Raw genomic sequence first — 12,433 nt, 5'->3', positions numbered from 1 at the left:
CGTGGGGGCCGGGGCGGGGCGGCCCCCGCGGGGGGGCGGGGGCGGGGGGCGGGGGCGGGGGGGCCGAGAGACACGAGCGAGCACCGGCGCCCTCCGGCAGCGGCCCGGTGCCGGCACTGGCCCAGCCTCGGCGACGGTGCCGGGCCACCAGCTTGCCCTCCAGGGCGTCGGCGACTTCGGCGACCTACGTGCTCCAGGCGGTCCCCGCGCCGGCGATGCTGCGAAGGCGATGGCGTGCGGCCCCGGGCGGCTTGGCGTGGCCGGGCTTGGCGCGGCCGGGCTTGGCGCGGCCGGGCTTGGCGTGCTCGGGCTTGGCGTGGCCGGACTTGGCGTGCTCGGGCTTGGCGTGGCCGGGCTTGGCGCGGCCGGACTTGGCGTGCTCGGGCTTGGCGTGGCCGGACTTGGCACGGCGGGCTTGGCGTGCCCGGGCTTGGCGTGCCCGGGCTTGGCGATGCTTCCGACGGTCGGCATCCCCGGGCAGCCGCGCCCTCGACGCTTCCCCGCGCCGACCCAGCGCGAGCCGACTCGGTCATGCCTGCCGAAGGCGTGGCCCAGTGAACGGCCCCACCCCGCACCGACGGCGGTCCCGGCATGACTGACTTCCTCGGGCCGCCGGCCCGCGTCGTCCGCCTGACCCCGAGGCCCGCGCTGGTGCTCGCCGTCGCCAGCCTGCTCGGCCTGGCCATGTTCTGCTGGCCGCTGTTCGCGCACCCGCGGCCCGGCGCCGTCGCGCATGCCACCGATGCGCCGTTCGTCTTCATGGCGACGCTGCCCGTGCTGATCCTCGTCGTGCTGGCCGAACTGTCCCGGGGCGGCATCGATGCCAAAGCCCTTGCGCTGCTCGGTGTGCTCTCGGCCGTCAATGCCGGGCTGCGTCCGCTCGGGGCCGGGACCGGGGGTATCGAGCTGGTCTTCTTCCTGCTCGTGCTCGCCGGACGTGTCTTCGGGCCCGGGTTCGGGTTCGTGCTCGGCTCGACGTCGCTGTTCACGAGCGCGCTGCTCACCGCCGGCGTCGGGCCGTGGCTGCCGTTCCAGATGCTCGCGTCGTCACTGATCGGGCTCGGGGCCGGGCTGCTTCCGCGCAAACCGCGCGGCAAAGGCGAAATCGCGCTGCTCGTCGGCTACGGGGTCTTCGCGGCCTACTTCTTCGGGCTGCTCATGAGCCTGTGGACGTGGCCGTTCCTCGCCGGGGACTCCGCACAGCTCGGCTTCGTGGCCGGGGCGCCGTTACTCGACAACCTGCACCGGTTCGCCCTCTACACCGTGCTGACCTCGACCCTCGGCTGGGACACCGGCCGCGCCGTCACCAACGCCGTGGCCATCGTGCTGCTGGGGCCGGCCATTCTCGCCGTCCTGCGCCGGGCCGCCAGGCGCGCCGCCTTCGGCGCGCCCGTCAGCTTCGATCAGCCGTACGAGTAGAAGCCGCGGCCGGTCTTCTTGCCGAGCAGGCCCGCGTCGACCATGCGCAGCAGCAGCGGCGGCGACGAGTACAGCGGCTCCTTGAACTCCGCGTACATCGAGTCCGCGATGGCCTTGATGGTGTCCAGTCCGATCAGGTCGGACAGCCGCAGCGGGCCCATCGGGTGGGCCGTGCCCAGCTCCATGCCGCGGTCGATGTCCTCGGCCGAGGCGAAGCCCGACTCGATCATGCGGATCGCCGAAAGCAGGTACGGCACCAGCAGCGAGTTCACGATGAACCCGGCGCGGTCCTGGGAGCGGATCACGGTCTTGCCCAGCGCCGTCGTCGCGTGCTCCTCGGCGCGGCGGGCGGTCTCCTCGCTGGTCAGCAGCGAGGGCACCAGCTCCACCAGCGGCAGCACCGGCACCGGGTTGAAGAAGTGGATGCCGACCACCTGCTGCGGCCGGCTCGTCGCCATGCCCAGCTTCATGATCGGGATCGACGACGTGTTGGACGCGAACAGCGCGTCCTCGGCCTCGACGATCTTGTCGAGCTGGCGGAAGACCTCGACCTTCGCCTGCTCCTGCTCGAGGATTGCCTCGATGACCAGTTCGCGGTCGGCGAACTCGGCGATGTCGGTCGTGAACCGGACGCGGCCGAGGGCCTTGTCGGCCTCCTCGGCGGAGAGCTTGCCGCTCTTGACGCCGCGTTGCAGCGACTTCTCGATGCGCGCCTTGCCCGCGTCGAGCGCCGGCTGGTTCACCTCGGTGACCACGACGTCCAACCCGGACCGCGCGTGCACCTCGGCGATACCGGATCCCATGAGGCCCGCCCCGACGACTCCAACCCGACTCACCATCGGCTCACTCCTTCATCGCTTCGCAGCCCCGCGCGCCTGTTTGACACGAAAGTGGGCAGCACGCGACGCGCGAGGGCGGTAGCCGGATGTGGTCCGGCGCCGCCCTCGCGCGTTTACGCGTGCTCAACGACGGTACTCGTCGTACCCGTCGTCGTACGGGTCTTCATACCCGCTGTCGGCAGAGTCCTCATGGTGGTTGTCACTGGAGGAGTTACTCGACAGCTCGCGCTGCAAAGCATCGAAGTCGGTCTCGTGCGAGCTGTACTTGAGCTCACGCGCCACCTTCGTCTGCTTGGCCTTAGCCCGGCCGCGCCCCATGGCTCGACCCCCTCGCACAGGGGCGGGGCGGCCGGGGGAATCGGCGGCCCCGCATCGTCTCGACAATTCTTTCCTGCTCACACCGTACCGTGTCCGGGGGGTTCGATGCGACGTGGCACGGTGTGCCGGTGGTGACAGTGTCCGCCGGACACCGGTTACCGGCCGGTCGGTGGCGATCGACGCAGGTAGACGTGCCACGATCTACCCGTGCTTCGTCCCTTCGTGGCTTACCTGCGGGTGTACGAACCCCTGCTCGCCCTGGGCGATCCGCCGGACGCACGGCTGCGTGCGGCCGTCGCGGCGGCCAAGCTGAGGCGGACGGATGCGGGGGCGCGCGAACAGGCCATGTGGCTCAAGTCACAGGTCGCCGCCCCGCGGCGGCTGCTGCCGGCCGAGCTCGCCGACGGCCGTCCCGCGCCCAGCCTGCTGACCGACGTCCTGGTGCTCGACGCCGCCGACGTGCCGGGCGGCAAGGTGGAGCACGGCCCGTTCGTCTGCCCGCTGGAGCTGCGGGCCCGTTCGGCGGCGGCGCTCGTCACCTTCCTCGGCGACGCGCACCCGGCGCTGAAGAACGTCGTCCTCGACGAGGGCGGCTTCACGCAGGAGACGATCCGCGGCCGCACGAAGTCGGCGATGGCGGACCTCAGCACGTCGGCGGCGCACACGCTGTCGACGACGTGGACGGTCCCGCTGCCCTGGTTCGTGCTGGTCGAGCCGGACGAGCGCCGGCTGGTGCTGGGCAACGGCCGCGACGATCCGCGGCGCGAACTGTCCTGGCGCGCCACCCTCGCCGACGCGCAGCACCGGGCGCGAGAGGCCGGCGAGCTCCTGGAGCAGACGTTCGGTGACTCGGGCCCGGGCCGCGTGCTGTTCGAGACGCGCCGGTGGCTGGACAACTTCCACGCGGACTCGGTGGTCGAGCTCGACTACGGCGGCCTGGTCCAGCTGTTCGCCGACCCGGTCCTGGAGGCCGACAACACCGCCGACGAGGTCCACGACATCCTGGACGCGCTGCGCTCGGGCAACGTCGAGGAGCTGGCCGAGCTGTTCTCGGACCTCCGCGAATTCTGGGGCGACGTGGCCGCTCGCGAGCGCGCCAACTAGTCGCGCCGGCCACCGGCCCACCCGGCGGCTTCCGGACCCGAAACTGTCGGTGCCTGCCGGTAGCGTGGAAAACGGGGGCTGCTCGGATCGAGGCCGCAGCCTCGATCACCGCAGCTGCGGCACCCGGATCTCGCCGACCGGCCGCCCGCCGCCCAAGACCTCCGGAGCCGCCAGCTCCGTCAACCCCGACACATCCGCGCCCAGGTACCGCAGTGCCTCCACCGCCAGCGGTGCGCAAGCCCGCTTCGCGCCGTCGTCCATTTTGATCGCCACCGCGAAGCCGTCCGGCAACGCGAACGCCTGTACCCCCTCCGCGCCCGCCTTCGCGATCAGACCGTCCACCGCGGACATCAGCGCCGTGTCCTCGCGGCCCGTTCCCGCCACCAGCCACGGATGTGCCCGCATCGCCGACGCCACCGCGAACGACGGGCTGTCCGTGGCGGCCGCGATCCGGCCGAATGCGCGGGCCAGTCCCGTCAGGGAGAACGCGAACAACGGTGCGCCGCAACCGTCGACACCTGTGTGGGCGATCGGCTCGCCCGTCAGCGTCGAGACGGTCTCGGCGAGAGACTGCTGCAGCGGGTGGTCCGGTGCTTCGTACCCCGGCGTCGGCCAGCCCGCGCGGAGGCACGTCGTCAGCATTGCCGTGTGCTTGCCCGAACAGTTCATCGTCACGCGGCGGGGCTCGGCCGCGTCGCGCATGCTCGGGATGTGGAGCGGGAAGTCCGGTGGGCAGGCCAGGTCCTGCTCGCCCAGGCCCGCCGCCGACAGCAGGTCCAGGACCCGCTTGACGTGTCCCGGCTCGCCCGAATGCGACGCGCACGCCAGCGCCAGGTCCTCGCCCGTGAAGTCCAGGCCCGCGCGCAGCATTCCGACCGCCTGCAGCGGCTTGTTCGACGACCGCGGGAAGAAGGGCGTGACCACGTCGCCGAGGGCCAGGCGGGCCTCGCCCTCCGGGCCGGTCACCACCAGGGCGCCGCGGTGGACGCTTTCGACGAAACCCGACCGCACGACTTCGGCGAGCACCGGGTTCGTCACTCGGTGCGGCCTTCGTTCTCCAGCAGCTCGTCCACTGTGGCCGAACCCTGCTGGTAGCGCTGCGCGATCTCCGCGTTCAACGTGTCCATCACGCCCTGGACCTCGCGGCGGAAGGACGACACCGACAGCTCTTCGCTCGCGTACGTGTCCAAAGCGGAAGCCAGCTTCTCGTCCGACAGCGACCCGACGTCGGTCAGGTCCGTGTCGCCGATCAACGCCTCCGCGTGCCGCCGGTGCTCGCCCGCGCGGGAGGGCTCCAGCTGCTGGTGACGGCCCGAGCCGGCCGCCGGGCCCAGTGCGTTGTCCGCCAGGATCGTCGCCAGCTGGTCGACGATGCTGGCCTCGCCGCCCGAGCTGCGCCGGGCCTGCTCCGCGCGCACGATGTCGATCCGGGCGTGCAGGAGGCGGCGCAGGTAGGACAGGTCGGTCTCTTCCTGGGCGGCTTCGTCGCGCCGCTCGCGCAGCACCTTCAGCGGCAGTTCAGCCAGGCCGCTGAGGTACCCCGGGCCGAGCACGCGGTCGATCCGCCGCCTGCCGCCGGGCCGCACTTCGATCACAGCGCAGTTTATCCCGGTTGAGCGTGATCTCGCTGTCAGGGGCTTTGGTTCAACCACGAAGTTGCGCTGCCGCCGCACGGCCGGGTGCGGGAGCCTCGGACGGCACCGAATCGGGGTCGATGGCCGCCTGGACTAGGTTGTCCTCCGAGCCCGCCAGCAGCTCCGCGCCCACCGGCGTCGACCGCTTGACCAGCGCCAACGCGATCGGGCCGAGCTCGTGGTGCTGGATCACCGTGCCGATCCGGCCGACCGTCCGGCCGTCGAGCAGCACCGGGTCGCCGGTCTCCGGCGTCACTTCCGGTGAGCCGTCGAGGTGCAGCAGGAGCAGGTTCCGCGGCGGGCGTCCCACGTTGTGGACCTTCGACACCGTCTCCTGGCCGCGATAGCAGCCCTTCGCGACGTGTGCGGCCGAGCCGACCCAGCCCACCTCGTGCGGGATCGTGCGGTCGTCGGTGTCGACGCCCACCCGCGGTCGCACCGACTCGACGCGCAGCGCGTCGAACACCCAGCTGCCCGCCGCCCGCGCGCCCGCGTCGGTGAGCCGCTTCCACCAGTCCACCAGTGCGGCGCGCGGCACCGCCAGGTCCACGCTCGAGCGGCCCGGCCACGGCATCCGCCGGGCGAAGCCGCCGCCCGGCAGGGCCGCGACCGCGTACGGCTCCGGGCCGACCTCGGCGCCGGCCGCGCTCAGCACGCGCTCGGCGTCCGGGCCCAGCACGGTGAGCAGCGCGAGCTCGCCGGTCGCGTCGCGGATGTCCACCTTGGACCAGAACTTCATCGCCTCGAGGTACTCGAGCAGCGTCTGCGGCCCGCCCTTGGGCAGGGCGCTCGTGACGCGGGGGCCCGGGTCGGTGTCGAGGTAAACCGTGCCGTCGAGGTGCGCGAGCACCATGTGCGTCTCGACGCGGCCCTGGCTGTCGAGGACCAGCGCCTCGGTGCCGGAGCCCTCGGCGAGCCCGGTCACGTGCTGGGAGATGACCAGGTGCAGCCACGACAGCCGTTCTTCGCCGCTGACGGCGAGGAACTCGCGGTGCGAACGGTCGATCACGACCACGCCGCGCGAGGCCGTGCGCTGCTCCGCGAAGGGGTCTCCCCAGTGCCAGGGGACGCCGGCTTCGGGGTGGTCGTCGGGCGGGGGGATCGATCCGGGCACGTCCAGCAGCGGCGAGCGGTACGGCATACCGCCCAGCCTAGGTGAGTACGGTGTGCCCATGCGCGTCCTCGTCTTCCTCGACGGCACCCCGGCCGACCCCGACGTGGCCCAGATCAAGGTCGACGACCTCGGGCTGATGCGCGGCGACGGCGTCTTCGAGACGATCCTCGTCGTCGACGGCAAGCCCCGTGAGCTGCGGCCGCACCTCGAACGGCTGGCTCGCTCGGCGGCCATGCTGGACCTGCCCGAGCCCGACCTCGCCGCCTGGGAGCGGGTCGTTTCGCTCGTTCTCGAAAGGTGGGACGGCGGGCCGGAAATGGTGCTGAAACTGGTGTACACGCGGGGATCCGACGGCGATCCGGCCGCGGTGCCGACCGGCTTCGCGCTCGGTTCGGAGGTCTCGCCGGCCATCCTCAAGGCCCGCGCCGACGGCGTCGCCGCGATCACGCTCGAACGCGGTTTCCCGCCGGACCTCGCCGAGCGCGCGCCGTGGCTGCTGCTCGGGGCGAAGCCGCTGTCGTACGCGATGAACATGGCCGCGGTCCGCGAGGCGGGCCGCCGCGGCGCCGAAGATGTGATTTTCACCGCGGCCGACGGCTCGGTGTTCGAAGGCCCGACGTCGACCGTGGTGCTCGCGAAGGGGCGGACGCTCTACACGCCGCCGTCGAGCATCGGCATCCTGCCCGGCACCACCCAGGCCGCGCTGTTCCGCGGCGCCGAGAAGGCGGGCTGGTCGACCAAGGTGGAGCCGCTGACCGTGCGCGACCTCGTCGAGGGCGACGGCGTGTTCATGGCTTCCAGCGTGCGCAAGCTGACCCGGGTGCACACGCTGGACGGCGAACGGCTGCCCGATTCCGAAGCCGTGTACGCCGAGCTGGTCGCGGCCTACGAAGGCGAATACGCCTGACCCTGGGTGATCCGGACGACGGCGGGCGCGATCTCCTCGGCGCGGTAGGCGGCGATCTTGTGGTGGCCGTCGATGATCAGCTCGCGGTCGCCGTCGGCCAGGACCACCGCGACCGGCCGGTGCCCGGTGCGGATGGCCGTCCGGTAGTAGCCGACGCGGGATTCGTCGGACGGCGGCCAGGTGTCGGTCGGGGTGAGTTCCCGGCCGTCCGGGAGCCGTTCCGGGCCGCTCACCCGGTAGTCGCCGTCGACGAGCAGGTCGAGAACCGGGCCCAGGGTGGTGGCCAGCGGGCGGCGCAGCTGCCCGGTGGCCAGCGCGATCCGCAGCGACTGGGGCAGCTCCGCCCGCGCCCGCGCGTTCACGTCGAGGAAACCCGTGCCACCGCTGATCGTCACCTGTTCCACGCTTATCAGGACGGGCGGCGGCGTGACATGGTTCCGACCCCTACCCGGACGGGTGCACCGCGTGATCCGGGTCTCACCCGCGTGGCGGTACGGCTTGCTCAGGAAGGCCGGAACCGGATCCGGGTGCCCGGCCGAGCCTGCGCGAGCGCGCCCAGCGCGGCCGTCCGCACCACGGCCGCGACGGGGTAGCCGCCGGTGGTCGGGTGGTCGGCGAGGAACACCACCGGCCGCCCGCTCGGCGGCACCTGGATCGCGCCGGTGACGACACCTTCGCTGGGCAATTCGCCGTCGACGGCCCGGCGCAGCGGCGTCCCGTCCAGGCGCAGGCCGACGCGGTTCGAGTCCGCCGTCACGGTCCACCACGCCGAGAGCCCGCGGGCGGGTTCGTCGAACCAGTCGTCGCGGGGGCCGAGCGTCACCGGCACCACGAGCTCGGGTGCCGCCGCAACGGGCACGACGACGTCGGCGCCGGCGGGGATCCCGGGGTCGCCGAGCGGGAGGACGTCCCCGGCGCGCAACGGCTCGGGGCCGATGCCGGACAGGACGTCCCGGGAGCGGCTGCCCAGCACCGGTTCCACCGCGATCCCGCCGGAGACCGCCAGGTAGCAGCGCAGGCCCGCCGGCGGTGTCCCCAGCGTCAACGTCTGGCCCGCGCGGACCGCCAGCGGCGTGTGGGACCCGGCGGCCCGGCCGTCCACGCGGACGTCGACCGCCGGGCCGGTGACCACCGCCGTCACCGCGGCCGTGAACCGGACGGCGAGGCCGCCGAGCAGGGCCTCGATCCCGGCGGCGGCCTCGGCGTTGCCGGTCAGGCGGTTCGCCAGCCGCAGCGACGCCTGGTCGAGCGCCCCCGAAGGCGCCACCCCGAGGTGGGCGTAACCGGGCCGGCCCAGGTCCTGGACCAGCGCGTACCGGCCCGGGTCGAGCACTTCCAGGCTTCTCATCGGACACTCCGGAAGCGGACGCGGTCGCCCGGCGCGAACAGCGCCGGCGGGTCCGCGTGCGGGTCGAACAGCGTCGCCGACGTGTGCCCGAGCAGCCGCCAGCCGCCCGGTGACTCGCGCGGGTAGACGCCGGTGAACTCGCCGGCGAGGCCGACCGACCCGGCCGGGACGCGGGTCCGCGGCGACTCGAGCCGCGGCTGCCGCAGCGGCGCGGGAAGGCCGGTCAGGTAACCGAAGCCGGGGGCAAACCCGGTGAACGCGACCGTGTAGACGGCCCCGGTGTGCAGCTCGGCGACGGCGTCCGTGGAGAGCCCGGCGTCCGAAGCGACCAGGGCGAGGTCCTCGCCGTCGTAGCGGACGTCGAGGGTCACTTCGCGCGGCTCGTCGGCGGGCGGGTGCGTGAGATCGGCGGCTTCCAGCAGGGCTCGCACGGCCGCGACACCGCCGACGACCAGCAGGCTGCGCGCGCCCGGCACGAGGTCGGCGACCCCGGCCGGCCGCGCGGCCAGCACGGTGGCGTGGGCGGCCCGCATCTGCTCGAGCGAGTCGCAGTCGAGCAGGGCGGCGTCCTCGCCACACCGCCGCCAGCGCACGGCGTCAGCCGACGACGCGGTGCAGCAGCGCCGAAGTGTGCGGCTGCATCTCCTGGCCCATCATCGCCCGCTCCTCGACGTACCCGAGGGAGCCTTCGATCAGGCCGTAGAGCCGCTGGGCCGCGGTGACGTCCTTGGCCGTGGCCGTGCGGATCACCGCGTCGGTGCCGAGCTCCCACGACGTCTGGTTGCGCGGCTTGCCGTAGTACAGCTCGACGATGCCGGTGTTGTGCGTGAGCAGCAGCTCGATCGTGTCGTCTTCCTGCGGCCGCCAGAACCCGGACTCGCGGGCGGCGGGGCGGATGACGTTGCCGTCGTCGTCCAGCAGCCACGCGCGGGACTCGTGGATCAGGAACGGGCGGCCGTCGTGCGAGATCGTCAGCTGCTGCGCGAACTTGCGCGGGCCGTCGATGGTCGGGTAGCCGACCTCGCCCTCACCGCGCCAGACGCCGACGAGCGGCAGCAGCGCGAGGCAGGCGTCGTTGAGGTTCGGTCCCTCACGCAGGTTCGCCGTGTCGTTAGGGATGGGCAGGTCGTCCCACAGCGGGAGGTTGCGCACGCGGGTGCTCTCCGCGCGCTTCTCCGCTGCCGCGATGGCTTCGTCGCCGCTGGCGGTCATGGGTCAGCGCTGGTCCGCGTACAGCCGGTAGACGACGTACACGGCGAACCAGGTGATGGCCACGCCCGCGAGGACCAGCAAGGTCGTAAACAGAGCTTCCACGGCTGGCAGCTTAGTCCGCCCGCCCCCGGACGGTCCTGCGCAGGGGCGCCGCGGTGAGCACGGTCACCCGTCCGGAAACGCCGTGAAGGCCTCCCTGCCGGAGCAGGAAGGCCTTCACGGGGAACGAAGTCAGGCGACGGAGATGGCCAGCTGGTGCAGGCCGGGGCCCTCCGCGGTGACGGAGGCTTCGCCGTTGCCGGTGCGGTGCAGCGCCCGGACCGTCCACTCGCCCGGCGCCGCGTAGAAGCGGAAGTCGCCGTCGGCCGACGAGACGACCTCGCCGGTGAAGTCGCCGCCGCCGTCCAGCAGCCGGACGAAGGCACCGCCGACCGGCCCGTCCGCGCCGGTCACCTTGCCGGCGAGCACCACCTGGCCGCGCGTGTCGTAGTCCGCCGGCGTGGCCTCCTGGACCGGTGCGCCGCAGCTGTCGTCAACCGCCATCACTTGGCTCCCAACTCGACCGGCACGCCGACGAGCGAGCCGTATTCCGTCCATGAACCGTCGTAGTTCTTGACGTCCTCGTAGCCCAGCAGCTCGTGGAGCGCGAACCACGCGATCGAGGAGCGCTCGCCGATGCGGCAGTAGGCGATGGTGCCCTTGCCCTCGTCGATGCCCTCGTCCTTGTACAGCTCCTTGATCTCTTCCTCGGTCTTGAAGGTGCCGTCCTCGTTGGCGACCTTCGCCCACGGCACGTTCAGCGCGCCGGGGATGTGCCCGGGAACCTGGGACTGCTCCTGCGGCAGGTGCGCCGGGGCGAGCAGCTTGCCGGAGAACTCGTCGGGCGAACGCACGTCGACGAAGTTCTTCGACCCGATCGACTGGACGACCTCGTCGCGGAAGGCCCGCAGCGAAAGGTCCTGGTCCTGGGCCTTGTACTCGGTGCGGTCGCGCTTGACCTCGTCGGAGTTCAGCTCGCGGCCGTCGAGCTCCCACTTCTTGCGGCCGCCGTCGAGCAGCTTGACCTTCTCGTGGCCGTACAGCTTGAAGTACCAGTACGCGTACGCGGCGAACCAGTTGTTGTTGCCGCCGTAGAGGATCACGAGGTCGTCGTTGGAGATGCCCTTCTCCGAGAGGAGCTTCTCGAAGCCCTCCTTGGAGACGAAGTCGCGGCGCACCCCGTCCTGCAGGTCGTTCCGCCAGTCGAACTTCACCGCGCCCCGGATGTGGCCGGCGTCGTAGGCGGTGGTGTCCTCGTCGACCTCGGCGAACACGACGCCGGGGGTGTCCAGGTTCTCCTCGGCCCACTGGGTGGTCACCAGGACGTCTTCACGGCTCATGGACTTGGACTCTCTTTCTGGGGTTGAACTTCAGGACGCGCGGGTTGGGCTGAAGCGTTGGATCAGCAAGTACATTTCGCAGCCGAGGCAGAAGTCGAAGGCCGCGTTGAGGAAGGCCGCGAACAGCGCGAACGCCGTCGCGACGATGCCGAGCGGGGTGATCCCCACGGCGAAGCCGATCGTGCCGATCAGCGCGAACACGAACCCGACGGCCTGGGCGAACCGCAGCGGCGCCGCGTCCTCGCGCTCCGACGTCGGGCCCAGCCGCGGGGCGACCAGCGTCCGGTAGACGATCGAGTACGGCGCCGGCTTCAGGCCGACGAAGGCGCCGATGGCGAACACGACGGTCTGGAGGGCCAGCAGCGGCCACCACTGGGTGACCAGCACGACCGCGAGCACGATCGTGGTCAGGATGGCGGCGAACCGCGGGCCTCGCGGGTCGACGGCCGGTCCGGCGGGCATCGTTCCTCCAGCTGGAGCAGAGGGGGTGCGTGCGAACGGCACGCGTCAGCGGCTTCGGGGCTGCGGTATCCGGACGTCGTTCAGCGCCGGTCGGTGTGAGCGCGACACAGGCTGCTGCGGACGCGGCAGAGGTCGACTGCGCGCCGCTGCGTCAGAAAGAAGGTGGTCAGCCCGGTCACGGGTGCGAGGGTACCCAGTGCTCCCTCAGAGTGGGAACCACGTTCATACCTTGGGACGATTCCCGGTTTCTGGGACAACGCCCTGGTCAGGACGTCCGGGTCGTGAGATGCGGCCGCAGCGCGGCCAGCAGTTCGGCTCCCTTGGGGACGCCGCCGACGCGCAGCAGCTCCCGGCCGTCCGGGGTCAGCGCGATCGTGGTCGGCGTGCGCAGCACGGACAGCGACTGCGCGACTTCCGGCTGGTTCGTGACGTCGAGTTCGACGTGGTGCAGGCCGTCCGTCCGCTCGGCCAGCGGCGCGAGCACGGCCTTCGCGTGCCGGCAGGGCGCGCAGAAGGTGGTGGAGATCTGGACCAGCGTCACCGCGGACGCCGGGTCGAGCACGTCGGTGACGGGGGCGGGCAGCTCGCGGGCGGCGGGCTTGGCGGCCCGTACCCGGCCGTTGCGGGCCTTGAGTAGCGCACCGACGGCCGCGGCGGCCACCAGCGTCGCCACGAGCACCCATAGCCCCGTCACCGC

At 72.2% G+C, this 12,433-nt stretch carries 16 protein-coding genes; 3 read left to right on the top strand and 13 right to left on the bottom strand.

Annotated elements, in window-relative coordinates:
* Positions 1-591 precede the first annotated feature (591 nt).
* Positions 592-1,419 (top strand): ECF transporter S component, encoded by an 828-nt coding sequence (locus AB0M93_RS39015; protein WP_364283944.1) that lies wholly within the window; start codon positions 592-594, stop codon positions 1,417-1,419.
* On the opposite strand, the gene AB0M93_RS39010 is transcribed toward AB0M93_RS39015, so the two are convergent.
* Together AB0M93_RS39010 and AB0M93_RS39005 are read right to left on the bottom strand one after the other, a co-directional pair.
* On the bottom strand, positions 1,404-2,258 hold the full coding sequence (locus tag AB0M93_RS39010) for a 3-hydroxybutyryl-CoA dehydrogenase (RefSeq protein ID WP_364283942.1): 855 nt from the start codon (positions 2,256-2,258) through the stop codon (positions 1,404-1,406). The genes AB0M93_RS39015 and AB0M93_RS39010 overlap by 16 nt on opposite strands.
* A gap of 123 nt (positions 2,259-2,381) precedes the next feature.
* A complete protein-coding gene (locus tag AB0M93_RS39005; RefSeq protein WP_364283939.1) occupies positions 2,382-2,576 on the bottom strand; it encodes a DUF3073 domain-containing protein in 195 nt (64 codons plus the stop codon).
* Between the two features lie 207 nt (positions 2,577-2,783).
* On the opposite strand from AB0M93_RS39005, the gene AB0M93_RS39000 reads away from it, so the two are divergent.
* Complete coding sequence (locus tag AB0M93_RS39000) at positions 2,784-3,680, top strand: hypothetical protein (RefSeq protein ID WP_364283936.1); 897 nt, start codon at positions 2,784-2,786, stop codon at positions 3,678-3,680.
* 105 nt (positions 3,681-3,785) lie between these two features.
* Here the strand turns inward: AB0M93_RS39000 and AB0M93_RS38995 are convergent, their stop codons facing one another.
* Genes AB0M93_RS38995 through AB0M93_RS38985 form a run of 3 tightly spaced genes read right to left on the bottom strand, consistent with a single transcriptional unit; the run spans position 3,786 to position 6,455 of the window.
* A complete protein-coding gene (locus tag AB0M93_RS38995; protein ID WP_364283933.1) occupies positions 3,786-4,718 on the bottom strand; it encodes an asparaginase in 933 nt (310 codons plus the stop codon).
* The gene (locus tag AB0M93_RS38990) at positions 4,715-5,275 is read right to left on the bottom strand and encodes an aerial mycelium formation protein (RefSeq protein WP_364283931.1); all 561 of its coding nucleotides are present in this window, start codon (positions 5,273-5,275) and stop codon (positions 4,715-4,717) included. The genes AB0M93_RS38995 and AB0M93_RS38990 overlap by 4 nt, the downstream gene beginning before the upstream one ends.
* Before the next feature lie 49 nt (positions 5,276-5,324).
* Positions 5,325-6,455, bottom strand: a complete 1,131-nt coding sequence (locus AB0M93_RS38985; RefSeq protein ID WP_364283928.1) for a folate-binding protein — start codon at positions 6,453-6,455, stop codon at positions 5,325-5,327.
* A 31-nt stretch (positions 6,456-6,486) separates the two neighbouring features.
* On the opposite strand from AB0M93_RS38985, the gene AB0M93_RS38980 reads away from it, so the two are divergent.
* Positions 6,487-7,335 carry an aminodeoxychorismate lyase gene (locus AB0M93_RS38980; protein WP_364283925.1) on the top strand — a complete coding sequence of 283 codons (849 nt, stop codon included), beginning with the start codon at positions 6,487-6,489 and terminating at the stop codon, positions 7,333-7,335.
* Here AB0M93_RS38980 and AB0M93_RS38975 read toward each other — a convergent pair.
* The 8 genes from AB0M93_RS38975 to AB0M93_RS38940 all read right to left on the bottom strand — a co-directional run bounded on the left by AB0M93_RS38975 (position 7,314) and on the right by AB0M93_RS38940 (position 12,430).
* A complete protein-coding gene (locus AB0M93_RS38975; protein ID WP_364283922.1) occupies positions 7,314-7,739 on the bottom strand; it encodes a hypothetical protein in 426 nt (141 codons plus the stop codon). The genes AB0M93_RS38980 and AB0M93_RS38975 overlap by 22 nt on opposite strands.
* Positions 7,740-7,837: 98 nt before the next feature.
* A complete protein-coding gene (locus AB0M93_RS38970; RefSeq protein WP_364283919.1) occupies positions 7,838-8,683 on the bottom strand; it encodes a biotin-dependent carboxyltransferase family protein in 846 nt (281 codons plus the stop codon).
* Positions 8,680-9,276 carry an allophanate hydrolase subunit 1 gene (locus AB0M93_RS38965; RefSeq protein WP_364283916.1) on the bottom strand — a complete coding sequence of 199 codons (597 nt, stop codon included), beginning with the start codon at positions 9,274-9,276 and terminating at the stop codon, positions 8,680-8,682. The genes AB0M93_RS38970 and AB0M93_RS38965 overlap by 4 nt, the downstream gene beginning before the upstream one ends.
* Before the next feature lie 4 nt (positions 9,277-9,280).
* Positions 9,281-9,895 (bottom strand): FABP family protein, encoded by a 615-nt coding sequence (locus AB0M93_RS38960; protein WP_364283913.1) that lies wholly within the window; start codon positions 9,893-9,895, stop codon positions 9,281-9,283.
* Between the two features lie 231 nt (positions 9,896-10,126).
* The gene (locus AB0M93_RS38955) at positions 10,127-10,438 is read right to left on the bottom strand and encodes a DUF1416 domain-containing protein (protein WP_354817886.1); all 312 of its coding nucleotides are present in this window, start codon (positions 10,436-10,438) and stop codon (positions 10,127-10,129) included.
* Positions 10,438-11,274, bottom strand: a complete 837-nt coding sequence (locus tag AB0M93_RS38950) for a sulfurtransferase (RefSeq protein WP_364283910.1) — start codon at positions 11,272-11,274, stop codon at positions 10,438-10,440. Before AB0M93_RS38950 ends, AB0M93_RS38955 begins: the two co-directional genes overlap by 1 nt.
* 30 nt (positions 11,275-11,304) lie before the next feature.
* Positions 11,305-11,736, bottom strand: coding sequence for a DUF4395 domain-containing protein (locus AB0M93_RS38945; protein ID WP_364283907.1), 432 nt, complete (start codon positions 11,734-11,736; stop codon positions 11,305-11,307).
* Between the two features lie 265 nt (positions 11,737-12,001).
* The gene (locus tag AB0M93_RS38940) at positions 12,002-12,430 is read right to left on the bottom strand and encodes a thioredoxin family protein (protein ID WP_364283905.1); all 429 of its coding nucleotides are present in this window, start codon (positions 12,428-12,430) and stop codon (positions 12,002-12,004) included.
* Between the last annotated feature and the right edge of the window lie 3 nt (positions 12,431-12,433).

This window comes from Amycolatopsis sp. NPDC051102 (genome assembly GCF_040682815.1).
GTDB lineage: Bacteria > Actinomycetota > Actinomycetes > Mycobacteriales > Pseudonocardiaceae > Amycolatopsis.
Note: the sequence above shows the minus strand (reverse complement) of the source record. Positions and strands in the feature narration are given on the sequence as shown.